General features: G+C 66.8%; 27 protein-coding genes. 11 read left to right on the top strand and 16 right to left on the bottom strand.

Annotated features, from left to right (window positions below; genetic code table 11):
- Positions 1-30: 30 nt before the first annotated feature.
- The 4 genes from ROV93_RS14070 (at position 31) to ROV93_RS14055 (ending at position 2869) form a co-directional block, all read left to right on the top strand.
- Positions 31-507, top strand: a complete 477-nt coding sequence (locus ROV93_RS14070) for an EF-hand domain-containing protein (RefSeq protein WP_069139051.1) — start codon at positions 31-33, stop codon at positions 505-507.
- Positions 508-563: 56 nt separating this feature from the next.
- A complete protein-coding gene (locus ROV93_RS14065; RefSeq protein WP_072168666.1) occupies positions 564-1403 on the top strand; it encodes a DUF692 domain-containing protein in 840 nt (279 codons plus the stop codon).
- Positions 1396-2130 (top strand): putative DNA-binding domain-containing protein, encoded by a 735-nt coding sequence (locus ROV93_RS14060; protein WP_072168665.1) that lies wholly within the window; start codon positions 1396-1398, stop codon positions 2128-2130. The genes ROV93_RS14065 and ROV93_RS14060 overlap by 8 nt, the downstream gene beginning before the upstream one ends.
- Before the next feature lie 82 nt (positions 2131-2212).
- Complete coding sequence (locus ROV93_RS14055) at positions 2213-2869, top strand: ferric reductase-like transmembrane domain-containing protein (protein WP_072168664.1); 657 nt, start codon at positions 2213-2215, stop codon at positions 2867-2869.
- Between the two features lie 117 nt (positions 2870-2986).
- On the opposite strand, the gene ROV93_RS14050 is transcribed toward ROV93_RS14055, so the two are convergent.
- From ROV93_RS14050 to ROV93_RS14025, 6 genes are all read right to left on the bottom strand, one after another.
- Complete coding sequence (locus tag ROV93_RS14050) at positions 2987-4123, bottom strand: metallophosphoesterase (RefSeq protein WP_072168663.1); 1137 nt, start codon at positions 4121-4123, stop codon at positions 2987-2989.
- Between the two features lie 120 nt (positions 4124-4243).
- The gene (locus ROV93_RS14045) at positions 4244-5785 is read right to left on the bottom strand and encodes a TerC family protein (protein ID WP_072168662.1); all 1542 of its coding nucleotides are present in this window, start codon (positions 5783-5785) and stop codon (positions 4244-4246) included.
- A 43-nt stretch (positions 5786-5828) separates the two neighbouring features.
- Positions 5829-6053 carry a helix-turn-helix transcriptional regulator gene (locus ROV93_RS14040; RefSeq protein ID WP_061479178.1) on the bottom strand — a complete coding sequence of 75 codons (225 nt, stop codon included), beginning with the start codon at positions 6051-6053 and terminating at the stop codon, positions 5829-5831.
- Positions 6053-6520: a DUF2975 domain-containing protein gene (locus ROV93_RS14035; RefSeq protein ID WP_072168693.1), complete on the bottom strand. Its 468-nt coding sequence runs from the start codon at positions 6518-6520 to the stop codon at positions 6053-6055. The genes ROV93_RS14040 and ROV93_RS14035 overlap by 1 nt, the downstream gene beginning before the upstream one ends.
- 205 nt (positions 6521-6725) lie before the next feature.
- On the bottom strand, positions 6726-7307 hold the full coding sequence (locus ROV93_RS14030; protein ID WP_005415652.1) for a hypothetical protein: 582 nt from the start codon (positions 7305-7307) through the stop codon (positions 6726-6728).
- A 94-nt stretch (positions 7308-7401) separates the two neighbouring features.
- On the bottom strand, positions 7402-7833 hold the full coding sequence (locus ROV93_RS14025; protein ID WP_072168661.1) for a pyridoxamine 5'-phosphate oxidase family protein: 432 nt from the start codon (positions 7831-7833) through the stop codon (positions 7402-7404).
- Positions 7834-8119: 286 nt separating this feature from the next.
- On the opposite strand from ROV93_RS14025, the gene ROV93_RS14020 reads away from it, so the two are divergent.
- Both ROV93_RS14020 and ROV93_RS14015 read left to right on the top strand, forming a co-directional pair.
- Positions 8120-8554, top strand: coding sequence for a hypothetical protein (locus ROV93_RS14020; protein ID WP_180890459.1), 435 nt, complete (start codon positions 8120-8122; stop codon positions 8552-8554).
- A gap of 35 nt (positions 8555-8589) precedes the next feature.
- Positions 8590-9096, top strand: coding sequence for a PaaI family thioesterase (locus ROV93_RS14015; protein ID WP_072168659.1), 507 nt, complete (start codon positions 8590-8592; stop codon positions 9094-9096).
- A 9-nt stretch (positions 9097-9105) separates the two neighbouring features.
- Here the strand turns inward: ROV93_RS14015 and ROV93_RS14010 are convergent, their stop codons facing one another.
- From ROV93_RS14010 to ROV93_RS13995, 4 genes are all read right to left on the bottom strand, one after another.
- Entirely contained in the window at positions 9106-10848 is a 1743-nt protein-coding gene (locus ROV93_RS14010) for a GGDEF domain-containing protein (protein ID WP_072168692.1), read from the bottom strand.
- Between the two features lie 162 nt (positions 10849-11010).
- Positions 11011-12036, bottom strand: a complete 1026-nt coding sequence (locus tag ROV93_RS14005; protein ID WP_072168658.1) for an AI-2E family transporter — start codon at positions 12034-12036, stop codon at positions 11011-11013.
- Between the two features lie 116 nt (positions 12037-12152).
- A complete protein-coding gene (locus ROV93_RS14000; RefSeq protein WP_312540168.1) occupies positions 12153-13205 on the bottom strand; it encodes a diguanylate cyclase in 1053 nt (350 codons plus the stop codon).
- 149 nt (positions 13206-13354) lie between these two features.
- Positions 13355-14359, bottom strand: coding sequence for a LacI family DNA-binding transcriptional regulator (locus ROV93_RS13995; RefSeq protein ID WP_072168656.1), 1005 nt, complete (start codon positions 14357-14359; stop codon positions 13355-13357).
- Positions 14360-14454: 95 nt separating this feature from the next.
- Between ROV93_RS13995 and ROV93_RS13990 the strand changes: the two genes are divergently transcribed.
- Genes ROV93_RS13990 through ROV93_RS13970 form a run of 5 tightly spaced genes read left to right on the top strand, consistent with a single transcriptional unit; the run spans position 14455 to position 19090 of the window.
- Complete coding sequence (locus ROV93_RS13990) at positions 14455-15507, top strand: sugar phosphate isomerase/epimerase family protein (RefSeq protein WP_072168655.1); 1053 nt, start codon at positions 14455-14457, stop codon at positions 15505-15507.
- Between the two features lie 27 nt (positions 15508-15534).
- Positions 15535-16752: a nucleoside permease gene (locus ROV93_RS13985; protein ID WP_072168654.1), complete on the top strand. Its 1218-nt coding sequence runs from the start codon at positions 15535-15537 to the stop codon at positions 16750-16752.
- Between the two features lie 12 nt (positions 16753-16764).
- Positions 16765-17889, top strand: coding sequence for a Gfo/Idh/MocA family oxidoreductase (locus ROV93_RS13980; RefSeq protein WP_072168653.1), 1125 nt, complete (start codon positions 16765-16767; stop codon positions 17887-17889).
- Between the two features lie 19 nt (positions 17890-17908).
- Positions 17909-18775 carry a sugar phosphate isomerase/epimerase gene (locus tag ROV93_RS13975; protein ID WP_312540161.1) on the top strand — a complete coding sequence of 289 codons (867 nt, stop codon included), beginning with the start codon at positions 17909-17911 and terminating at the stop codon, positions 18773-18775.
- Between the two features lie 18 nt (positions 18776-18793).
- A complete protein-coding gene (locus tag ROV93_RS13970) occupies positions 18794-19090 on the top strand; it encodes a cytochrome c (protein WP_005415640.1) in 297 nt (98 codons plus the stop codon).
- Positions 19091-19100: 10 nt separating this feature from the next.
- Here ROV93_RS13970 and ROV93_RS13965 read toward each other — a convergent pair whose 3' ends face one another.
- The 6 genes from ROV93_RS13965 to ROV93_RS13940 form a co-directional block, all read right to left on the bottom strand.
- Positions 19101-19859 (bottom strand): DUF1080 domain-containing protein, encoded by a 759-nt coding sequence (locus tag ROV93_RS13965; protein ID WP_072168651.1) that lies wholly within the window; start codon positions 19857-19859, stop codon positions 19101-19103.
- The gene (locus ROV93_RS13960) at positions 19859-20434 is read right to left on the bottom strand and encodes a gluconate 2-dehydrogenase subunit 3 family protein (RefSeq protein ID WP_072168650.1); all 576 of its coding nucleotides are present in this window, start codon (positions 20432-20434) and stop codon (positions 19859-19861) included. The genes ROV93_RS13965 and ROV93_RS13960 overlap by 1 nt, the downstream gene beginning before the upstream one ends.
- Positions 20434-22119, bottom strand: coding sequence for a GMC family oxidoreductase (locus tag ROV93_RS13955; RefSeq protein ID WP_072168649.1), 1686 nt, complete (start codon positions 22117-22119; stop codon positions 20434-20436). Before ROV93_RS13955 ends, ROV93_RS13960 begins: the two co-directional genes overlap by 1 nt.
- Before the next feature lie 27 nt (positions 22120-22146).
- The gene (locus tag ROV93_RS13950; protein ID WP_176698795.1) at positions 22147-23043 is read right to left on the bottom strand and encodes a TIM barrel protein; all 897 of its coding nucleotides are present in this window, start codon (positions 23041-23043) and stop codon (positions 22147-22149) included.
- Between the two features lie 210 nt (positions 23044-23253).
- Positions 23254-24036, bottom strand: coding sequence for an SDR family oxidoreductase (locus ROV93_RS13945; protein ID WP_072168648.1), 783 nt, complete (start codon positions 24034-24036; stop codon positions 23254-23256).
- Positions 24033-24359 (bottom strand): nuclear transport factor 2 family protein, encoded by a 327-nt coding sequence (locus tag ROV93_RS13940; RefSeq protein ID WP_072168647.1) that lies wholly within the window; start codon positions 24357-24359, stop codon positions 24033-24035. The genes ROV93_RS13945 and ROV93_RS13940 overlap by 4 nt, the downstream gene beginning before the upstream one ends.
- Positions 24360-24387 lie beyond the last annotated feature (28 nt).

Raw genomic sequence — 24387 nt, 5'->3', positions numbered from 1 at the left:
CTGGCGTGCCATCCCCAAGGAGTCACTACCATGTCCGTCTCGACCAAGAACACCCCCTCCTCCCGCCTGCCGCGCATTGGTGCCATCGGCATCGCCCTGGCCGGTGGCCTGCTGCTGGCCGGCCAGGCCGCAGCGATCCAACCGCTGGCGATCAGCGCCGTCGCCATGAGCGCCGCCGCCGAAGGCAAGTGCGGCGAAGGCAAGTGCGGGGCCAACAAGGCCACCACCGGCAAGCCCGCCGGCAAGGCCAAGGTGGCCGAAGGCCAGTGTGGCGAAGGCAAGTGCGGCGATGCCTCGTTTGCCCGCACCGACCGTGACCACGACGGCAAGGTCTCGCGTGCCGAGTTCAACGCGGTGGCCGCCAAGCGTGCCGCCGAGTTCGACCGCATCGACACCGACCACGACGGTTACATCAGCGAACAGGAAGCGCACGACTACCTGCGCAGCGTCTACACCGCCAACGGCAAGCCGATGCCGAAGGGCCTGTTCTCCCGCGTTGCCGATTGATCGACGTCCAACCGGCGCTGCCTTCAAGGCGGCGCCCTCTCTCTGGAGCATCCGCCATGTCCCTGCCCTTCAATGCCGCCGGCCTTGGCCTGCGCCGTGGCCTGATCGACGAACTGCTGGCAATGCCGGCCGGTGCCATCGACTTCCTCGAAGTCTCTCCTGACAACTGGATCGGCGTCGGCGGTGCACACGGCGCCGCGCTGCGCCAGCTCAGCGAGCGCCACCCCCTGACCTGCCACGGCCTGTCGCTGTCGCTGGGAGGTCCTGATCCGCTGGACCGCACCCTGCTGGCACAGACCCGTGCCTTCCTCGACCTGCACCAGGTGCAGCTGTACAGCGAACACCTGAGCTACTGCGCCGCCGGCGGACATGTCTACGACCTGCTGCCGCTGCCGTTCACCGCCGAAGCCGTACACCATGTCGCCAGTCGCATCGCCCAGGTGCAGGACATGCTGGGCCGGCGCATCGCCGTGGAGAACATCTCCTACTATGCCGTTGCCGGCGCGGACATGAGCGAGATCGACTTCATCAACGCCGTGCTCGCCGAAGCCGACTGCGACCTGCTGCTGGACGTCAACAACGTCTTCGTCAACGCCTGCAACAACGGTTACGACGCCTTCGAATTCCTGGCCTGCGTGCCGTCCCACCGTGTCGCCTCGCTGCATGTGGCCGGCCATTTCGATGAAGACGATGGCTTCAAGATCGATACCCACGGTGCCCCGGTGAAAGGCGTGGTCTGGGCGCTGTTGCGCGAGGCCTATGCGCGGGTCGGCGTGCGCCCGACGCTGCTCGAACGCGACTTCAACTTTCCGCCGCTGGCGGAGTTGCTGACCGAGGTTGCACAGATCCGCCAAGCGCAGGTCGAGGCACGTTCACCCGAGGTGGCCCATGGCTGAGTCGCTGGCTACCCTGCAACGGCGCTGGGCCGATCATGTGCGGGACCCAGCAATGGCCGCACCCGACGGCGTCGAGGCGGGCAGGCTGGCGGTATACCGCCGCCTGTGCATCGACAGCCTGGACACCCTGCTGGCCGGCAGCCTGCCGCGCCTGCAACAGCAGTTGGGCACGCCACGCTGGCGCGACACGGTGGAGCACTACTACGCCCGCCACGCCTGCCAGACCCCGTTGTTCCCACAGATCGCCGGCGAGTTCGCGACCTGGCTGGCAGTACAGGACACGCTGGCACTCCCGGCCTGGACAGCGGAACTGGCGCACTACGAGAGCTCGCAGCAGTCGCTGCACATTGAAGCACGTGACGCCGGGCGGTCCCTGCACCGCGTTCCCGAAGGCAGCGATGTGCTGGCGGTTTCGCCGCTGGTGCGGGTGCTGGGCTACCAGTGGCCGGTGCATGAGGACGAGGCCCTGGAGCCGGCGTTGGGCGCAGCGCCCACGCTGCTGGTGATCCAGCGCCGCGCCGATTTCAGCCTGCAGGTCGAGCAACTGTCACCGCTGGCCTACGCGCTGCTATCAGCCTTCGGTGACGACGGCGCGCCTGTGGAAGAGGCACTGCAGGTGCTGTCCGAAACACATGACGTGGCAACGGACGCATTGCGCGTGGCCTGCGTGCCCGTTCTGGGCGAGCTGTGCGCGGCGGGCGTGCTGGTTGTGCCGAACGATTGTTGAGGGTGCCGGCCAGCGGCCGGCACTACCTACTCATTGGCCGGCCAGCGGCCGGTGCTCCCCATTCCTGCTTCGAGGTCTCACCATGGCTGCTTCCAACACTTCCTTCCTGCACGGCTGGCGCCTGTTCGTGGCCATCGCCGTGGTCCTGATCGCATTCGCGCTGGCGGCCTTCGCCCTGTATCCCGATGCAGCCGAAGGCAGCCGTGCGGCGATCCGGATCACTGCACGCACATCGTTCCTGCTGTTCCTGGCGGCGTTCACCGCATCGTCGTTCGCCAGTCTTCTGCCCGGCCCGTTCACCCGGTTCCTGCTGCGCGAACGGCGCACCGTCGGTTTGTCCTTCGCGTTCTCGCACCTGCTGCATGCCATCGCCATCACCAGTTTCGGCATCCTCAACCCGGCGTTCTGGCCAGCACGATCCGCGCTGGCCAATCTTCCGGGCACGGTGGGCTACATCGCCATCCTGGCGCTAGCCATCACCTCGCATCGGGGGATCGCCCGCCGCATGGGCCCCACTGCTTGGCGTCGCCTGCACCTGTCCGGCATGTGGATCATCGCGGCGGTGTTCACCTACTCGTACTTCAAGCGCGTGACGGGCAACTTCTGGTATGCGGTGCCGTCGGCGCTGCTGTTCACCGCCTTCGTGGTGCGCTGGATCGCCAAGCGGGCGCAGTCACTGCGCCGAAGCGCGCGTGCGCGGCCACCGCTGCGGAGTTCTCAAGGAGGCGGTTACTTGTAGAGCCGAGCCCATGCTCGGCTGCCTCTGGTTCAGCCGAGCATGGGCTCGGCTCTACAGAGGGATCCCAGCACGATCGGCATCGAATCCCCTGCGGAAAGGGATCTGCCCCACTTCAGGTCACGGCGCGCGGCGCAATGTCACCAGGGTGATCTCCGACGGCACGCCGATGCGTGCCGGGAAACCGGCCCAGAGACCCGCACCATTGCTCACGTAAAGGGTCATCCCGTCCACGTCGTAGCGGCCGGAGACGAAGCCACCATTGGCCCGCTTCACCAGTTGGTCCATGCCGATGATCTGCCCACCGTGAGTGTGCCCGGACAATTGCAGCTTCACGCCGCGCGCCGCCGCCTCTCGCGCGTTGCGCGGGCGGTGGTCAAGCAGGATCACCGGCGCAGAGGGATCGGCGCCGGCCAAGGCGGCGTCCAGATCCGGCAGCGGCAGGCCGTAGCGTGCGGCCACCGGATCGGTGACCCCGGCAATGGTCAGCGCTGCATCACCGCGTCGTACCTGCAGGTGGCTGTTCTCCAGCACCTGCATGTGCAGCGCGCGGAACGCCTGCATCCATGCCTGGTACTGCGCGTAATACTCGTGGTTGCCGGTAATGGCGACGACACCGTCCGGCGCCCGCAGATCGGCCAGAGGACGCGCGTCGTCACGACGGGCCTCGACACTGCCGTCGATCAGATCGCCGGTGATCACGATCAGATCCGGCGCCAATGCGTTGCTCTCATCCACCACCCTGCGCACCCAGTCGCCGGTCAGCAGGCGGCTGGCATGGATGTCGGTCAGCTGCAGCACGCGATAGCCGTCGAACGCCGCTGGCAGCCCGGCAACGCTCACCTCGATCTGCCGGGGCTGGGGCACTGCCATGCCCTGACTGACACCATAACCACTGACCAGCAGGGCCAGCACGCCGGCCGCCGGCCGCAAGCGCCGCGTGCGCAATGCGGCTACCGCACGTGGCCAGCGCAGCAGGCGGGACGCGAGCAGGCCCACATCCATCGCCAGCATCAGCAACGCCAACAGCAACACCGCCGTGGAGCCGGTGGCCAGCGTGGCGATGGCCAGTTTCGGAATTTCCGGCGACGCCATGGTGCCCCAGAAGGTGGCGACGATACGCAGCTGCACGGCTACGCCCACCAGCAGCAGCGACAGCACGACCTTCAGCCAAGTGGGCATGCGCTGTGGCCAGAACAGGCGCCAGGCCACATACAGGCCCATCAACAAACCGATCGTACTCAGCACTGCAACCATCCTGGAAAGAAAGTGGGCCGCCATGGTGACGGCTGCAGGCGGTGTTGTGTAGCACCGAGCCCATGCCCGGTATTTCAATCTGCAGCCGAGCATGGGCTCGGCGCTACAACAACAGGGGCGTCAAGCCATTCCGTCGAGGCGCTGCACCCGCAGGCGGGCAATGCGGCGCTTCTCCATCGCCAGCACGGTGATGCGCACACCCGCCACCTCCACCGCATCGCCGGTGTCCGGCAGCCGGCCCAGCTGCTCCAGCACGAGCCCGGAGATGGTCATGTAGTCGGCACTGCGTGGCAGCGATACGCCGGTCAGCCGCTGCAGGTCGTCCAGGGTCAGCGCACCGTCGGCCTCCCACTGGTCCTCGCCCTGCGCGACCACGCCATAGCGCTCGTCCTGGGTATCGACCAGATCGCCGGCAATCGCCGCCAGCAGATCGTTGGCGGTCACCAGGCCTTCCACGCTGCCGTACTCATCCACCGCCACCGCCAGCGGTACCGGATGCTGGCGGATCAGTTCCAGCGCCTGCAGCGCACTGGCGCTGGACAGCACGTACTGCGGCTCGCGCAGGTTGCCTTCCAGCTGCAGCGGCCTGCCCTGCAGCAGGTCGGCCAGCAGATCGCGGCTCTGCACCACGCCACGCAGGCTGTCCAGGTCACCCTCACCCACCAGCAGGCGGGTGTGCGGCGACGCCACCAGGCGCGCCACGACGTCCTCCTGCCCACGCGCCAGGTCGATCCACTGCACATCGGCGCGCACGGTCATTACGCTCGACACCGGCCGGTCGGCCAGGCCCAGCACGCTGCGGATCATTTCGTGTTCGGCAGGCTGCAGGCGCTCTTCGGCGTCCACCTGCGCGTCCAGGCCTTCATCGTCGTGGCCATTGGCCGGGCGCGCGCCGAGCATGCGCAGCACCGCATCAGCGGTGCGCTGCCGGAACGGCTGGCGACGCTCGTTGCGCTCACGGTTGAAACGCACCCACTGGTTGAAGGCTTCCACCAGGATCGAGAAGGCGATCGCCGCGTACAGATAGCCCTTCGGGATCTTGTAGCCCAGGCCTTCGGCCACCAGGCTGAAGCCGATCATCAGCAGGAAGCCCAGGCACAGCACCACCACGGTGGGATGCTTGTTGACGAAGCGGGTCAATGGCTTGCTCGCCAGCAACATCAGCGCCATTGCGATGGTCACGGCGGCATACATCACGCCCAGGTTGTCGACCATGCCGACCGCAGTGATCACCGAATCCAGCGAGAACACCGCATCGAGCACCACGATCTGCGCCACCACCATGGCGAAGCTGGCATAGACCTTCTTGCCATCTTCGTGGTGCGCGCGGCCTTCCAGCCGTTCGTGCAGCTCCATGGTGCCCTTGAACAGCAGGAACAGGCCACCGCCCAGCAGGATCAGGTCACGCCCGGAAAAGCTGTGCTCGAACAGCGTAAGCAGCGGCTCGGTCAGTTTCATGATCCAGGCCAGCGCCGCCAGCAGCACCAGCCGCATCAGCAGGGCCAGTGCCAGGCCGATCACCCGCGCGCGGTCGCGCTGGTGCGGCGGAAGCTTGTCGGCAAGGATCGCGATGAACACCAGGTTGTCGATGCCGAGCACGATCTCAAGCACGACCAGGGTTGCAAGGCCCATCCATATCGAGGGGTCAGCCAACCATTCCATTTCAGGTCCGTTTCGTCAGTAGGTAAGGGAGAAGAACAAACACTCAGTCTGCGTCCTGCGTGTGCGACGGGTCGTACCCGAGCAGGTCGCCAGGCGTGCATTGCAGCTCCCGGCAGATCGCATCCAGCGTGGAAAAGCGGATGGCGCGCGCCTTGCCGGTCTTCAGGATCGACAGGTTCGCCAGGGTGATGTCGATGCGCCCGGCCAGCTCGGACAGGGTCATGCCCCGTTCCTGCAGCACGCGGTCCAGGGTGATGACGATTGCCATCAGATGACACCGTCGAGGTCATCGCGCATCGCCGCGCCCACGGCGAAGACGCGTGCCAGCACGAACAGCATCAGCACCGCCACCAGCCCGGTGATCGACATGCCGCCGCCCACCTCCATCCAGCTGAAGTCCGGGCCCATCCAGGCCGCGTAGGCGCCGATCAGGATCGACAGCAGCTCCATCGCCAGCATCAGCCACGCCATCCGTTGCAGGCGCTGCGCATTGGCGTGGGTGAACGGCCTTTCGCGCGCCGCCGATTTCAGCAGCCGCAGCAGATGGCGCAGGAACAGCAGGCACAGCACCAGCAGCGCGACGATCGCAGCCAGCCCCAGGCAGAAGTGCAGGAACAGCGCGTTGCCGTGTGCAGCAGCGGCAGCGGCATCGTGGACGCTGTCGAGCAGCCAGCGACGGTCGTGCGCGACCAGCGGCACGGCCAGCAGTGCGGCCAGGATGCCCAGCCAGCACATCGCCCGGACGGCCTGGACGGCGGCCTGGGCCAGGGTGAACAAGCCTCGCGCGGGTCTGGCGCGGGCGGGACGAGCGGTCAAGCGGCCTCCGGCATTGGGGCGGCCTCGCCGCCCCCGGGATGGATTTATCGATAAACGATATATCACAACCTGCGTGAAAGGCTGAATCGCGGGCCTGGGCAGCCTGCGCGGCGCGGGGCCAGCGTTACCGGCTGGGTGCAGCCTGCTCCAGCATCGCTTCGCCCGGCGTCACCGAGGCCATCGCCTGCACGCCGGCCTCGGCCGCCTGCCGCGTGACCAGCCGGAAACGCACCTGCAGCTTGGCCTGCCCGGGCGTGGCCCAGCCGTACTGGATCGCCACCTGGTCCGCCGACAACGGCCCACGGCCTGGCAGCGAGCGCGCCTGCAACGGCGTCGGCGCCGCCTGCACCAACCGGGCAAAGCCCTTCTGCACGACCGCCGCGTCGGCCTTTTCGGCGTAGACCGTACACGTGCCATCGTCAGCCCAGCTGACCGCATAGCGGCCGCTGGCCAGCGGCACCATCCAGGCCACGCCCGACTGCCCCTGCAGCAACGTTGCCGCCTCGGCAGGCTGCAGCGGTGACAGCCCGTTGGATTCCATCAACGACTGCAACCGCGCCGGTGCGCCGATGTGCTGCATGCAGGCGGTATCGAACAACTCACTGAAAGGGTCCTGCGCCTGTGCGCTGGCCTTCGGTGCACGTGCAGGCTGCGCCGCCGCCAGGGCAGGCAGCAGGGCCAGGATCAGCCAGGAGGCAGGGCGCATTGGAACTCCACGGTACGGAAAACATCAGGGAGGATGGCAAAGCCCGGGCGCGGCGCGCAACGGCCGCGTTGCCGCCGGCCTCCCCGCGCCGGGATCAGGTTGTGATTTCGCCCTCGTCCTCGCCATCCCAGTAGTGGATACGGCTGGCGCGCACATGGATCAGTACCAGTCCCGGTGTATCCACTCCCTGTTCGAACCACCGTTCCAGGTCCTTCACCCAGTGCTCGCGCATCGTGGCCCGATCGCGCACCAGCGCCGCCCTTCCCTGCACGTGCACGAACAGCGGCGGCTTGCCCAGCAGCGACTTGCTGCCGGAGAAACCCAGTGCGACGGTGGGGTCAGCCTCGATCTCGCGCACCATGTCGGTGTCTTCCATGGTGAAGAACCAGCTGTCACCGTCATAGTCCACGTCACCGTTGTTGCTCATGGGGCGACCGGCAATTTCTCCACCGGCGCGGGTCTGCAGCATCGTGAAATCGATGCCGGCCATTTTCTTGGCAAGTTCTGGGAGGGTGAGCTGGGTCACGGCGCGGTCCTTGATCGGAGGGACGCCCAGCGTCTGCGCAGAGCGGTGACCGGAAAGTGCATGAGCACTTGCGGCCTCTTCACGGGAAACGAGATACGGCGCATGGTCCATGCGTGACGCACTCCACACCACCATGCTTACGTTAAAGGCAGATAGAGGAACGCCCCTGCGGAGCACTACACCCAGCTAACAGGGGCGTGCCCGAGAATCGCGCAACCCCGTGGCACGACCGGCATGGCAGCCGGCGTGCACGCGGCGACTCCTCCCCCAACCGCACGGCCTCCACATGGATCTGTTCGCCTGGCTCGCGTTCGGCTGCTACCTGTTGGCGTTCTTCATTGTCTCGCTGTTTGCTGCGGCCTATCTGAAACGTTCCGACTTCATGCCCTACCACGCGCAGGCCGTGGGCATGTCGTGGGCGGAGATCGAACCGCGCATGCAGGTGCTGCTGATGGCACTCATCCGCGTGGTCGGCGCCGGGTGGATCGCACTGGCCGGTGCCGGCGTGATGCTGGCCTGGTTGATCTTCTTCGGTGGTCACTTCGCGCTGCCACAGCTGCTGGCGTTCCAGTTGTTCTGCCTGGTCGCCACCGCGCCCCCGGTGCTGGTCGCCTCCGGCGTGCGGCGACGCACCGGTGCGCGTACACCGGTGCCCGCCGGCGCCGCGGTGGTGCTGCTGTCGGTCATCGGATTCGTGCTGGCCCTGTTGACACTGTCCTGATGCGTGCTCCCTCATCTCCCTCCATCGAGGCTCCCATGAATCCCGAATCGATCTTCTACCGCGTGGTCAACGGTGATCTGCCGCCCTCCCAGGCGGGCACCCTGCTCGGCTGGCGATTCGTCGACTACGACGATGCACTGCGTCGCATCCAGGTCGAGTTCGACGCCGGGACGGTGCTCACCAATCCGATGGGCAACGTGCAGGGCGGATTCCTGTCAGCGATGCTGGACGACTGCATGGGGCCGGCGATCTACGCCACCCTGCCAGCCAACCGCATCGCGGTCACGGTGGAATCCAAGACCAGTTTCGTCAACCCGGCACGGCCGGGGCGGATCATCGGCTGGGGCGAAGTCGAGCACAGCAAGGGCAGCATCGCCTTCACCCGTGGCTGGCTGACTGACCCGGCCGGCAAGGTACTGGCCACCGCCAGCGCCACCTTCCGGGTGGGTGCGCTGCGCTGGCGCGGTCTCTCGGTGCCGCGTCCCATCGCGAGGCGGATGATCGCGCGCACGCTGCGGCGCGTGCATGCGCGCATCGGCTGATGCGTGTCCTCAACGTGCGTTGCGGCCGCCGCCGGCCACCCGCACGCGGTCGCGGCCCTGCGCCTTGGCCCGGTACATGGCCGCGTCGGCGGCACGCAGCAGGGTGCGCCAGCCCAGCGCATCGGTGCCCCCCTCGGCTACGCCGAAGCTGGCAGTGACCCGCAGTACGTTGCCTCCGGCCAGTGCGATGTCCAGCTGCCGCATGGCCACGCGCAGCGACTCGGCCAACTGGCGGCCGCCGGCCAGATCGCCGTCGGCGAGCAGCACCAGGAATTCCTCGCCACCGTAGCGGGCGATGCTGTCGCTGCGGCGCAGGTGGCGCTGCAGCAGCTGTGCCACCTGCACCAGCACCTGGTCGCCAGCAGCATGCCCATGGCCATCGTTGATGGCCTTGAAGCGATCGATGTCAAGCAGGATCACCACCGCGCTGGTGCCACCGTCGGCATGGCGCTGCTGCACCCTCTGGTCCAGCGCGCGCCGGTTCAACAACCCGGTCAGTTCATCGGTGCCGGCCAGCTGGCGCAGCTCGCTGGTCAACGCCGAGCGCTCGCGCGACTTCTCGCGCAGCACTTCGATGGCATCGAACAGGCGCTGCATCTCGGCCAGCGGGTGGGTCACGTGCTGTTCCGGGCCGGGCGCTTCCGAGGCGATCTGGATCACCTGCTTCTGTGCCTGCAGCAGCGGCCGCAGGATCTGCAGATGGGCAATGCGCAGCGCCACGCCCAGCACCACCAGCGTGCCAAGCACGGTCGCCACCAGCACCACCAGGCGCGTCGCTTCGCGGTTGCGGGTGCGCTCGAAACGGGCGATGGACACGCTCAGGTAACCGTCACGCAGCGCTTCCAGCGACCGCAGGGTCGGTACGTAGCGCGCGGTGAACTCTGCGGCGGTCCACGGCGGCGGCACGCCACGCCGTCCATCTTCGATCAGCTGTTCGATCATCGGCAGCGATTCGCCGAAGAACTGCCGGCGTGCCATGCCCCAATGCCAGGACAGCGTCGGATCGCTGCGGAACACGGCTTCATGGCTGCCTGCCAGCCGCCACAGTTCCAGCAGGCGGCCTTCGGTCTGCAATGCCGCCCGCACCTGTTCGTCACGCCAGGCCCCCGGTACCGCCACCGGCGCCATCACGTTCGAGGCCAGGCGGCCGCCATGCTCGCGCAGGTCGATCAGCACCTGGCCCTGCATCGCCGGGATCGCCGCTTCGCGGTCGGCACTGACCAGCACGCTGATCTGCGCCGAGGTCAGCACGTGCAGGCGATCGACCACGGCGAACATGCTGCTGATCGCGCGCTCCACGTCTTCCACCCGGCGCATCTCGTGCGGCTGTGCCGCCACCTGGTCCACCGCGGCCCGCGCCGACTGCAGGCGACGTTGCACGTCGGCCAGCAGCCCATGTTCGTCGACCACGCCCGGATCGGCCTTGAACACGGTGTCCAGTTGCAGCAGGACGGTGTCGGCCCGCTTGCGCGCAACCGCTAGCTGCGCGGCCAGCCGCGCCTGTTCGGCCGCATCGGCCGTATTGGCTCCCAGCAGGCTGTTGGCGGGGCCGCGCTCGGCCGACACCCGGTTGGCCAGGTCGAAGGTCTGCTGCAGCCGGCGCAGGCTGACCAGGTTGTCCTCGGCGGCGGTGAAGCGCAGCGTGCCCTGCACCAGTGCGATGGCCATCAGCGGCAGCGTACAGACTACGAACAGCCCGGCCAGGATCCAGACCCAGGTCCGCAATCCGATGGGCGACGCCTTGCGGGCCATGCACATTTCCCCTGTCGTGCGGAACACTGTAGCGGCCGCCTGCACAGGCGCCAAGCCGCTAACGGGCCAACCGTGGCCGTGGGTACACCGTGCGCGCCGCGAACGCACCGACAAGACCGCGCGGACGCTCGAATCGGGACAAATACGTCATGCCCCGCCGCGTCAGATCCAGCGCTGGTCGACCAGTTCGCGCTTCACGTAGGCATAGAACACCGGCGCGGCGACCAGGCCCGGCAGGCCGAAGGCCGCCTCCATCACCAGCATGGCCAGCAGCAGCTCCCAGGCCCGCGCCTGGATTTCGCCACCGACAATGCGCGCGTTGAGGAAGTACTCCAGCTTGTGGATCACGATCAGGTACAGCAGCGCCGCCACCGCCACGTAGAACGAGACCGACAGTGCGACGATGGTGATGATCGTGTTGGAGATGATGTTGCCCACCACCGGCAGCAGGCCGGCCAGGAAGGTGATCAGCACCAGGGTCTTGGACAGCGGCAGGTGCACGCCGAACAACGGCAGCACGCCCAGCAGGAAGATCGCGGTGAACACGGTGTTCAGCAGCGAGATCTTCACCTGCGCGAACACCACCTGGCGGAACGCGGTGGCCAGGCGGCTGGTGCGCCCGATCAGCTCCTGCGCCAGCGGACCCATCTTCGGCAGCGGCAGTTCGTCATACAGTGCGATCATCGCACCCAGCACCATGCCGATCAGCACGCGCACACCCACCTGGACCACCGAGGTACCGGCCACGCCCAGCTGGCGCTGATGCTCGGCGGCCCAGTCGTTCAGCGCCGCGCGCAGCGCCGGCATGTCCTCGGGGATGTAGGGTTGCAGCAGCGCCGGCACCTGGTGCCGCGAGGTGTTGAGGATCTCCATCAGGCGCGCCAGCAATGCGTCCGGGCCGCCGGTCTCGTTGCGGAAGAACGAGGCCACGCCGATCCCGGCCAGCACCAGCGCACTGATGATGATCGCCGACAGCACGATCACGGCGATCGCCCGTGCGCGTCCCGGCGGCAGCCTGCCTTCCACGGTGGAAGCCAGCAGGTGGGTCAGCTGGAACACCAGCAGGCCGGACAGAAGGGTGACCACCAGGCCCAGTTTCAGCGCCAGCCACATGCCCAGCAGCATCATCAGCCACGCCGCGATCCTTGGAATGGGGGGCTTGGGCTGGGCAACGAGAGCGTCTTGCATGGGAGCGCGTCCGGGCGGGGTGGCCCATGGTAGAGGATTGGCGTGCTGATTCCGCGTGCAGGATGAATGGGCATTTCATCCTCGTTCGGCGGCAGCCGTGCCGTCCCCACGCGCGCTCACTCGCCGCAGCTGGCGGTGTTCTTGCCCTGGCGCTTGGCGTGGTACAGCGCGCGGTCGGCCAGTGCCAACCAGTCCTCGACACTGCCGCCACGCGGCGTGGCCGCAATGCCGATACTGACGCTGAATTCCACACCCGGCGTGGCCTGCCGCGCGGCCTCGAGCAGGTGCAGGCGCACCCGCTCGGCCACGTGCATCGTGTCAACAGGCGTACAGTCGCGCAGCAGCACGACGAACTCATCGCCCCCGAGCCGCGCGGGCGTATCACCGGGCCGGGCAACGGTGCGCAATGTCGCCGCGATATGCCGCAGCACCTCGTCACCGGCGCGGTGGCCATGCGAGTCATTGATGCGCTTGAAGTCGTCCACATCGAGCATCAGCAGGCAGGCAAACCCGCCCTGGCCCTGTGCCCGGTCCAGCGCCTGCTGCGCACGCAGGATCAGGAAGCCACGATTGGCCAGTTCGACCAGCGGGTCCATCCGGCTGAGACGTTGCAGCTGGCGGTTCTGCGATTTGACCCGGCGCGCCAGCTGCCAGCTGAGAATGCTCAGGCCGATGCCATACACGAACAGGAACGGGACACTCAGCACGATCGTGCGCTGCGAGGTGACCGGCTGGTAAGGGAAGCCGAGCGCCCACCAGGTGAGCGCGAAGCCCAGCATCAGGGCCAGCGTGGCGCGCATCGCCAGGCGAACGCCACCGGCAGCGATCTTGTCGGCCACCAGCAGTGCGGCGAACAGTGCACTGGGCACCGCGCTCAACGCCATGAAGGCGATCCAGCCACCACCGAAAAAGGAGTCGGCCACCATGCAGCGGAACTGGACGAGCGCGGGCTGGCCGGAGCGCTGGGTCAGCATCAATGCCAGCGCAGGCCACGCCAGCGCGTTGAGCAGCAGCAGGACCCACGCCAGCGGCCCATCGTGGCGCTCGAGGATGATCGAAGCGATGGGGATTGCCCCCAGTCCATTGCCGACGAAACGCATCCAGCCGATGCGACGTGCCGCGCCAATGCCTTCGACCGCGCCTTCCGCCGAATCGGTGAAGAATGGCATTGCCCCCCCCTTGCGCGATCGCACCTGCTGCCACGGCCCTTGCCGGGCTGCCTGCGATGAGTCTGACAGCTTTGCGTCAATTCGGGATCAAGGTCGCGGCACGACGCGCGGGCCGGCCGCCCTGCTCCGACTGCCCTGCCTCGCCTGCGCTACCACCGAGGCGCCGCTGTCGAACCGCGCAGCATGAAGCTGAACTCCAGCGTCTGCTGAAGCGGTACATCGACCTGTTCGATGATGGCGAGCAGCAGGTTGACCGCGCGCTCGCCGATTTCACGCATCGGCTGCCGGATGGTCGTCAGCGGCGGGGTGAGATAACGCGAAGAGGCCAGGTCGTCGAAGCCGACGATGGAGAGCGCTTCCGGAACGCGGATGCCCCGGTCGCGACAGGCCGCCAGTGCCCCCAGTGCCATCTGGTCGCTGAAGCAGAACACCGCGGTCGGCACGGGCGTGCCGTCCAGCAGCGCCATCACCGCCGCATGCCCGGACTCAACGGAAAAGTCCCCGGGCACGATGCTCAGCTGGCGCAGGCGACCCCGCGCCTTGCCGGCGGCCCGGACCCCTTCCAGCCGCTGCTGGTGCAGGGGGTTGTCAGGTGGCCCGCCGACCACGGCGATCTGTTCGTGCCCCAGGCCGTACAGGTGCTCCATCACCGCGCGTGCGGCGGCCGCGTTGTCGATATGGACGCTGGGGATGCCCAGTGCGGGGTCGAACTCACATCCATTGACCACCGGCGCAGCTGCACCGCGCTGCTCGACGATTTCGCGCGCGGTCGGTGGCAGGCGATGGCCCAGCACGATCATGCCGTCGGCCTCGTTGCGCCGGAGCATCTGTGCGTAGCGCTCCTCACGATCGGGTTGATGCTGGGTATCGCCCAGCAGAACCGCGTAGCCGACCGCCTGCGCGGCCTCCTCCGCACCCTGCAGGATCTGTGCGAAGAACGGATTGGCGATGTCCGGGACGGTGACCAGGATCTTGCCGCTGCGCTGGGTCTTGAGCGTGCGGGCCACCGTGTTGGGCACATAGCCCAATGCGGCGGCGGCCTGCTCGATGCGCGCACGGGTGGCCGGCAGCACCTTGTCCGGCCGGGAAAGCGCCCGTGACACCGTGCCTGCGGAGACGCCGACGTGCCTGGCGATGTCGTAGATGGTGGCCATGGCGTTAGTTCTCCTGTCCGCTGTGCAGTGCACAACAGGTCCTGCGTGCGCCCCTGCTAGGATAATGCAATCGATTGCATCGAAAGCGAATCACGTTGAAGACGCTCAAGGGTCCAGCGCTGTTCCTGGCGCAGTTCATCGGCGACACAGCTCCTTTTGATCGGCTGGACACGCTGGCCGGGTGGGCCGCGGGTCTGGGCTATTCTGGCGTACAAGTTCCCACCTCCGCGCCCCACCTGTTCGATCTGGCCGAGGCGGCGCGCAGCCAGGCGTACTGCGACGATGTTGCCGGCATGCTGGCCGGGCACGGCCTGCAGATCACCGAACTGTCGACGCATCTGCAGGGGCAGCTGGTCGCGGTCCATCCCGCCTACGACAGCCTGTTCGACGGATTCGCACCCGTAGACGTGCGCGGCAACCCGCCCGCGCGCCAGGCTTGGGCCGTGGAGCAGCTGCGGCTCGCCGCGCAGGCCAGCCAGCGCCTGGGGCTGACCGCGCACGCCACGTTCTCCGGTGCGCTGGCCTGGCCCTACTTCTATCCGTGGCCGCAGCGCCCGCCGGGCCTGGTGGAAGAAGCCTTCGCCGAACTCGGCCGCCGCTGGCGCCCGATCCTGGATGTGTTCGATGCCTGCGGCGTGGACCTGTGCTTCGAGATCCACCCGGGCGAGGACCTGCATGACGGTGCGACATTCGAGCGCTTCCTCGATGAGGTCGACCATCATCCCCGCGCGAAGATCCTGTACGACCCCAGCCACCTGCTGCTGCAGCAGATGGATTACCTCGGTTTCATCGACCGTTACCACGCCCGCATCGGCATCTTCCACGTCAAGGACGCGGAGTATCGCCCCAGCGTGCGCAGCGGCGTGTATGGCGGCTACCAGGACTGGATCGATCGTCCGGGCCGGTTCCGCTCACCCGGTGACGGCCAGATCGACTTCAAGGCGATCTTCTCGAAGTTCGCCCAGTACGACTTCCCCGGCTGGGCGGTGCTGGAGTGGGAGTGCTGCCTGAAACACCCGGAGGACGGCGCGCGCGAGGGTGCCGCCTTCATCCGCGATCACATCATCCATGTAACCGAACGCGCCTTCGACGACTTTGCCGGGAGCGCCACGGACGCTGGATCACTGCGCCGCATGCTGGGAATCTGAGCCACGACCGCCCCGGGAGGGCAAGCCATGACGCACGCCATGTCGCGCCTGGGCGCGATGATGTTTCTGCAGTTCTTCATCTGGGGGGCGTGGTTCGTCACCCTGGGCACCTACCTGGTACAGGGCCCGCTGCAGGCCAGCGCAAGCCAGGTGGCAACGGCGTTTCTCAGCCAGTCCATCGGTGCCATCGTGGCACCGTTCCTGGTCGGCCTGATCGCAGACCGCTATTTCGCGGCGCAGCGCATCCTGGCGGTGCTGCACCTGGCCGGCGCGGTGCTGATGTGGCTGGCGTCCACCGCCACCAGCTTCAGCGTGTTTTCCGCGTGCGTCATGGGCTACATGCTCCTGTTCATGCCGACGCTGGCACTGGCCAACAGCGTCGCCATGCGGCACATGCAATCGCCGGAGAAGCAGTTCCCGCTGGTACGCGTGGCCGGCAGCGTCGGCTGGATCGTTGCAGGCGTGCTGATCGGCTGGCTGGGCTGGGAACAGGCGCATCGGCTTGAACTGACCTTCCGCATGGCCGCATTGGCATCGCTGGTGCTGGGCCTGTATGCGTTCACCCTGCCGCACACGCCGCCACTGGCGCAGCAGCGCGATGCCGGGCTGGGACAGATCCTGGGGCTGGATTCACTGCGGTTGCTGAAGTCGCGCGCCTACCTGGTGTTCTTCCTGGCCTCCATCGCCATCTGCATCCCGTTGTCGTTCTACTACAACTTCACCAATCCGTATCTCAACGACCTGGGCGTGCAGGGCGCGGCCGGCCTGCAGTCGCTGGGCCAGGTGTCCGAAGTGCTGCTGATGCTGGCCATGCCGTTCCTGTTCGTGCGGCTGGGGGTGAAGACCATGCTGGCGGTCGGCATGGCAGCCTGGGTCGTGCGCTACGCGCTGTTCGCCTTCGGCGATGCGGGCAGTGGCTTCTCCCTGCTTGTGATCGGCATCGTACTGCATGGCATCTGCTACGACTTCTTCTTCGTCACCGGCCAGATCTACACCGATGCCCACGCCGGCCCCGCCGCGCGCAGCAGCGCGCAGGGCTTCATCACCCTGGCCACCTATGGCGTGGGCATGCTGATCGGCACCTTCCTGTCCGGCGCGGTAGTGGAGCACTTCACCACCGAGGCCGGCCCCGATTGGCAGCAGATCTGGCTGTTCCCGGCCGGCGTTGCACTGGTGGTGCTGATCGCCTTCCTGCTGCTGTTCCGCGACCGCCCGGTAGCGGCGGCCGCGTCGTCCACACCCTGAGGAGACCGGCCGATGCCCCTGCTTGGAATCGCCATCGTTGGTACCGGCATGATCGGCGCGGTGCATCGCCGCGCGGCACTGCTGGCTGGCGCCGAGGTGCGCGGCGTGGCCGCCTCGTCGCCGCAGCGCGCGCGCGAGGTGGCGCATGCGTGGAATGTCCCGCGCGCCTATCGCGATATCGAGGACGTCGTCGCTGATCCCCAGGTACAGGTCGTGCACATCTGCACGCCCAACCACCTGCACCGCGCGATGGCGCAGGCCGCACTGGACGCCGGCAAGCACGTGATCTGCGAGAAACCGTTGGCGACGACGCTGGACGATGCGCAGGCGCTGGCGGCGCTGGCCGCCTCGACCGGACTGGTCGCCACCGTCCCCTTCGTCTACCGCTACCACCCGGTGGTCCGCGAGGCACGCGCACGCATCGCGCAGGGCGATCTGGGGCCACTGCACCTGATCCATGGCAGCTACCTGCAGGACTGGCTGCTGGACCCGGCCAGCAACAACTGGCGGGTTGACCCTGCACTGGGTGGCACATCGCGCGTGTTCGCTGACATCGGGTCGCACTGGTGCGACCTGGTTGAATGGGTCAGCGGCGAGTGCTTCGCCGAAGTGAACGCGGCGTTTGCCACGGTGATCCCCGAGCGCAGCGCAACCACCTCCCAGAGTTTCAGCACGCCGGCGACAGACGGCGCAAAGCAAGCGGTCGAGAGCGAGGACGTGGCCGCAGCGATGTTCAGGACCGGCGCGGGCACGCTGGCGTCATTGACGGTCAGCCAGGTCTCGGCCGGACGCCACAACCGGCTCTGGTTCGAGATCGACGGCGCCAACGCCAGCGTGGCGTTCAACCAGGAGGATGCCGAGCGGCTGTGGATCGGCCTGCCCGAGCAGCGCGAGGAAATCTTCGTGCGCGGCCCGGGCGCCGGCAATGCCGAACAACGCCGGTTGTCGCCGCTGCCAGCGGGGCACGCACAAGGCTACGCGCAGTGCTTCGAAGCGTTCGTGGCCGACACCTATCGCGCCATTGAAGGCGAGCGGCCGCAGGGCCTGCCCACCTTCGAAGACGGCCTGCGCTCGGCGCGGATCGTTGATCGTGTCATTGCATCGGCCAGGTCACGCACCTGGACCACCATCGGTTGAATCCCGGGAGGATCTGTTGATGAACATCCCTGTCCGTAGAACTGCAACCCTCGTCCTGCTGCTGCTTGCAGTCCTGCCCGCCTTCGCAGGAAACACAGCCGGTGCGCAGAAGCCCATCGCCGTGCAGATGTACACGCTGCGCAACGCCGGCCCGCTTGACCAGCAGCTGAAGATCGTCCACGACGCGGGCGTGCGTGCGGTGGAGACCGTCGGTACGCAGAATGCAAGCGCTGCGGAGCTGAAACAGTTGCTGGACCGTTACTCGATCAAAGCGGTTTCGTCGCACGTTCAGCTGGCCGAGCTGCGCGACAACCTGGATGCCGTGGTGGCCTTCAACCGCTCGATTGGCAACAGCACGCTGGTGGTGCCCTATCTGGACCAGAAGGACCGTCCGCGCGATGCCGCCGGCTGGACCGCGTTGGGCCGGCAGCTGGGCCGGATTGCCAGGCAGGTGCGCGGCAAGGGGATGCAGCTGGCCTATCACAACCACGACTTCGAGCTGGTCGACTTCAATGGCAGGACCGGACTGGAGCTGCTGTTCGACGCCGCCGGCCCCGAGCTGCAGACCGAACTGGACCTGGCCTGGGTCGCGCGCGCGGGCCTGGACCCGGCCGTGATGCTTGGCAAGTTCCGCGGCCACATATTTGCGGTACACGCCAAGGACAATGCGCCCAAGGGCCAGGCCGAAGACGAAGGTGGATTCGCTGCGGTCGGCCAGGGCGTGCTGGACTGGGACGCGATCCTGCCGGCCGCCGCCACCGCTGGCGTGCACTGGTACATCGTCGAACACGACCAGCCACGCGACCCGGCCAAGGTCATCCAGGCCGGCGCGGACTACCTGCGTGAACACCTGACCACCAACCTGCCCACCCGTACCCACCGCTGACGCATCAAGGAGCCCCACATGAAAATGATCCTGGCAGTGGCCGTGGCCCTGGGCGGCATGAACGTTGCGACGGCAGCGTGGGCCAAGGACGACCCGGCCGCCGGCGCGAAACTCTACGCCCAGCACTGCACCGCCTGCCACGGTGCTGAACGCACCGGTGTACCGCCGACGTTCCCGGCGCTCACCGATGTCGGCAAGCGGCTGCAGCCCGCCCAGGTCAAGGACAGGATCAGGAAGGGCGGCGGTCTGATGCCCCCCTTCCCGCAGCTGTCACAGCAGGAGATCGATGACATCGCCAGCTACCTGGCGAAGTAGCGGGTGGGCGCTACAGCTCGCGCACCCAGATGTTGCGGTAGCTGACCTTGGAGTCATGTTCCTGCAGATACAGCGGCGCGCACCCATGCGGTGCGTACGAAGGCGCACCGATGTATTCGGTCCTGCCCGCCAGCACGGTGTCGTCTTGTACCAGCACGCCGTTGTGCAGCACGGTGATCCGTGCGGGCGACGTCAGGCCGCCGCCCGGCGAGAAGCGCGGGGCCTTCCAGAGGATGTCGTAGACCTGCCACTGGCCCGGTGCGCGCGAGGCGTTCACCCGTGGCATGGCCTGCTTGTAGATCGAACCCGCCTGGCCATTGGCGTAGGTCGGGTTGTGGTAGCTGTCGAGTACCTGCAACTCATACAGTCCCTGCAGGAAGATCCCGCTGTTGCCCCGGTTCTGGCCGTCGAAGCCCTTCGTTTCGGTGGGCGTACGCCATTCGACATGCAGCTGGACATCGCAGAAGGGTTGCCGGGTACGGATGCCCTTGCTGCCCGGAACAACCGTCATGGCGCCTCCGGCAACCTTCCAGGGCACGCGGCCACCCTGCTCCGATTCCCACGCGGAGAGATCCTTGCCATCGAACAGCACGATCGCATCGGACGGTGCCTTGCCGGGTGGCGTTGCCACGGTCGCGGGCACAGGGGTCCACACTTCCGTCTTCTTCGGGTCACGCACAGCGTCGGCACTGTCCTGTGCGAACGCAGATGCAGCGGCCAGCAGGCCGGCGGTGATCAACGCAGGGCGGATCATCAGGTTGGTGTCCATCAGCTGGTCCCCCAGGCAGGTGTGCCGGGGACATAGGCGAGGTCACCGTCGTAGCGCCCCGGCACGGCGACGTACTGCAGCACCCCGGTCGCACCGACCTTGGAGGTGAAGAAGCCGAAGATGGCCAGCTGCTTGATCATCGTGAAGTAATGCGGCATGGCTTCGCCCTCTTCGGGCGTTCCGGTCTCGGTCACGTCTGCATTGCGCGCCTTGGCTTCGGCATCCAGTGTACGCAGCAATCCGGTACGCGCCTCCGGCGTGAGCGACACGAAGCGGCCACCGGCGCGCTTGTCGATGTCCGCCAGCCCGGCGCGGAACACCGCCTGCTGCCTGGCGGTGTAGCAGTCGCTGACGAACGTCGCCATGAACGCACCGGCGCCCGCGTCCTTCGCCCCGGGTGTCCGGGTCCGCGGCAGGATGGTCTCGGCGATCTCGTCCAGCGTGCTGATTTCGGCATCGGAGAACGCGGCCATCGCCCCGGCCGCTGGCGCTTTGCCCTGCACCAGCACAGGCAGGCCGACCATGGCCGCACCGGTGGCGGCGACGATCATCTTCAGCAGTTCGCGGCGATCCATCACAGGTTCCCCGCTTTCAGTTCGCGTACCGCGTGGTCGGCCGCGCGCGCGGTCAGCGCCATGTAGGTCAGCGACGGATTCACGCAGGCGCTGGAGGTCATGCAGGCACCGTCGGTGACGTACACATTGGGGGCATCCCAGACCTGGTTGTGCGCGTTCAATACCGAGCTCTTCCGGTCCCGTCCCATACGCGCAGTCCCCATCTCATGGATGCCCTTGCCCGGGGCGTAGTCGTTGTCGTGCATCTTCACGTCCTTGACCCCGGCCGCCTCCAGCATCTCGGCGGCATCGGCGGCCATGTCCTTGCGCATCGCCAGTTCGTTGGCGCGCATGGACACGTCCATCGCCAGCACCGGCAGCCCCCACTTGTCCTTGCGCTCGCGGTCCAGGCGGATCGTGTTGTCGTGGTGCGGCAGCATCTCACCGAACCCGGTCATGCCGATGCGCCAGTCACCGGGCACGGTCAGCGCTTCCTTCAGGTCGGCACCGATGTTCAGCTCGGCGATCTCGCGCGACCAGCCGGTGCGGCTGGCACCGCCCTGGTAGCCGAATCCGCGCAGGTAGCCACGCTTGTCGGCGGCGACATTGCGGAACCGCGGAATGTAGAAGCCGCACGGACGGCGGCCGAAGTAGTACTTGTCTTCGTAGCCCTCGACCCGGCCCGAGGCGCCTGCACCGAAATGATGGTCCATCACGTTGTGCCCCAGCTCGCCCGACGAAGAACCCAGCCCCCCCTCCCAGACATCGGTGGCCGAGTTCATCAGCAGCCAGGTCGAGTTGAAGGACGATGCGTTGAGGAAGATGACCTTGGCCGTGTACTGATAGGTCTGCCCGGTCTCGGCGTCGATGACCTCCACGCCACGCGCGCGCTTGCGATCCTTGTCGTAGAGCACTTCCTTGACGATCGAGAACGGGCGCAGGGTCAGGTTGCCGGTTTTCATCGCCGCTGGCAGCGTCGCCGCCTGGGTCGAGAAGTAGGCACCGAAGGGACAGCCCAGAATGCACTTGTTGCGATACTGGCAGTTCACGCGCCCCTGCTCGGGCATCGGCTGGGTGATGTTGGCCGTGCGCGAGTGGATCATGTGCCGCGTGCCGCCAAAGGCCTTCTTGATCCGCGCGGCCACGTCCTTCTCGACGATGTTCAACGGGATAGGCGGCAGGAACTCACCATCCGGCAGCACGTCCAGTCCCTCGCGCGTGCCGGCGATGCCGGCGAACTTTTCCACATGGGCGTACCACGGCGCGATGTCGGCATAGCGGATCGGCCAATCGGTGGCGATGCCCTCCTTGAGGTTCGCCTCGAAATCCAGGTCGGAGAAGCGGTAGCTCTGACGGCCCCACAACAGCGAACGGCCACCGACGTGGTAGCCGCGGAACCAGTCGAAACGCTTGGTTTCGATGTAGGGTGAGTCCTGCTCGTTGGCCCACATTCCTTCCAGGTTCTCGGCGAGGCCGTAGTCGCGCATCAGCACCGGAAAAGCGGCCTTCATCGCCTGCGTCGGCCGGTTGCGATGCGGGAAGTCCCACGCTTCCTTCATCGCATTGACGTAGTCCTTGACGTGCTCGATGTTGCGCCCGCGTTCCAGCATCAGGACCTTCAGGCCCTTCTCGGTCAGCTCCTTCGCTGCCCAGCCGCCACTGATTCCCGAGCCAACAACAATGGCGTCGTAGTGATTATCTGCCATGGGTCTCTCACCTGGGTGGATATCGTTTCAGACGTCGCAGAGGCGGATCGCCTCGCGCAATGAAGCAACGGGATCGGGCGCGGCAGGCATGAACTCCTGCGCCAGATACCCCTTGAAACCGGTGTCGCGGATCGCGCGGCAGATGGCCGGATAGTTGAGCTCCTGCTGGTCTCCGATCTCGTTCCGGCCGGGCACGCCTGCGGTGTGGTAGTGCTTGAAACAGGCATGGTGTTTTCCGATGGTGGCGATGATGTCGCCCTCCATGATCTGCATGTGGTAGATGTCGTAGAGCAGGCCGAAATTGTCCGAGCCGAGCCGCTGGCACAGCTCCACGCCCCATGCGGAGTGGTCGCACAGGTAGTCGCGATGGTCGACCCTGGAGTTCAGCAGTTCCATCACCAGCACGACGCCGCGCTTCTCGGCATACCCGAGGACGCGCTTGAGGCCGGCCTCGGCATTGGCCATGCCGTCGTGGGGGTCCATGCCATTGCGGTTGCCGGAGAAGCAGATGAGGTTGCGGTAGCCGGCATCGGCGACCAGGTCGATGTGCCGCGTGTAGCGCTCCACCAGCTGGTCGTGGAACTCGCGGCCGGCGAAACCCTTGGTCAGGCCCAGCTCCGCGCCGTTGCACATCGAGCTGTAGACGCCGTGGGCCTTCAGCGTGGGCCAGTGTTCGGGACCGACCAGGTCGATCGCGGCGAAACCGATGTCCTTCACCGTCGCGCAGAGCTGGGCAACCGACAGCTGCGGGAAGGTCCAACGGGCGACGGCCTGCTTCAGGTTTCCTTTGAGGGGGGCATCGGCGGCGAATGCAGGGAGCACACCTGCAGCCCCCAGGCCAATGCCGCCGGCAACCGCAAGACGTAGCGCGTCGCGTCGCGTGATGCCCATCGCCGGGGCCGGTCTGATCGAATGGATGGACATCCACCTGCCGGCCTCCCAACCGACATCAAAAACTGAGGATTCACTGCAATGCAATCGATTGCACCATAGGGGAGGAATTTGTGTGTTTGCAAGTCGCAGTGCACGAAAATCAATGCTGCGAGGCACAACTCCGCAGCCGACCTGGAAAACAAAAGCCCCGCGTGAGCGAGGCTTTCCTTCTGGCGGTGGAAGCAGGACGACGCCTGTTGGCTACAGCGTCGAAATCGTGCCGCCGTCGATCCGATACTCCGTTCCGGCAATCGACGCCGACCGGGGAGACGCCAGGAACACAATCAGATCGGCCACCTCCTGCGGTGCCGCGGGCCGTCCCACCGGGATCCCGCCGAGCCAGTCCATGACCAGCCTCTTGCCACCTTCATAATCGGTTCCCGCTTCTGCCGCGATCCGCTCTGCAAATTCCCGGGATGCTTCTGTCTCGATCCAGCCCGGCGCTACGCTCAACACCCGCACGCCCTTGGGAGTGACCTCTCGTGAAAGCGACTTGCTGTAGGTCGTGAGTGCCGCTTTGGCGGCGGCATACGCGGTGGTGGACTCCGGCAGAGGCAGCATGCGCTGGATCGAACTGACGTGGATGATCACGCCAGCGCGCTGCGCGAGCATGGATGGCAGCAAGGCACGATCCACACGGACCGCCGGCATCAGATTCAGGTTCAGCTCGGCAAGCCAGTGCGCATCACTGATCGCTGCGAAGCCGCCGCCAGGTGTCTTTGATCCCCCCAGCACATTGACCAGGATGTCTGCGCCGCCCCATGCCTGCAGCACGGCGTGGGCGAAAATGCCGGTGCCCTCGGCCGTCGACAGATCGGCGGCTACGTAGGCGACTCCTTCCACCGGGCGTGCCGGCAGGCTGCGCGCCGACGTCATCACCCTGGCCCCGGCCTCGGCAAGGGTCCTGACCACGGCCGCCCCCACACCGGCCGTGCCGCCGGTCACCACGGCCCGCAGGCCACCGAGTTGAAGATCGAAGCTCATGCGGTGATCTCCAGCGATGCGATCAGGCCCCGTTCCAGTTCGAAACGGTAGCTCAGCAGAATCGGACTGCCGGGGAAGTTGCCGCTCACGATGGCACGGACAACGTGGTGTTTCCCCTGCCGTTCGATGGCGCTGGGCACGCTGGTGGCGCTGTATTTGGCGGATGCCTCGGCCAGGAAGGCTTTGATGGCGTCGACGCCGACGAGGGTGTGCCCGTCGTCCTTCAGCACAGCCTGGGCGGCAAAACAACGCGCCAGCACTTCGGGGTCATGTTCGGCCGCGAAGTACGCGGCGATGGGTTCTGGGAGAGTCAACGCATTCATTCCTGGCTCCTGCAGTGGTGAGGCGCTC

Origin of the sequence: Stenotrophomonas maltophilia group sp. msm4, from assembly GCF_032025605.1 — a bacterium.
GTDB classification, from domain to species: Bacteria; Pseudomonadota; Gammaproteobacteria; order Xanthomonadales; family Xanthomonadaceae; genus Stenotrophomonas; species Stenotrophomonas sepilia.
Note: the sequence above shows the minus strand (reverse complement) of the source record. Positions and strands in the feature narration are given on the sequence as shown.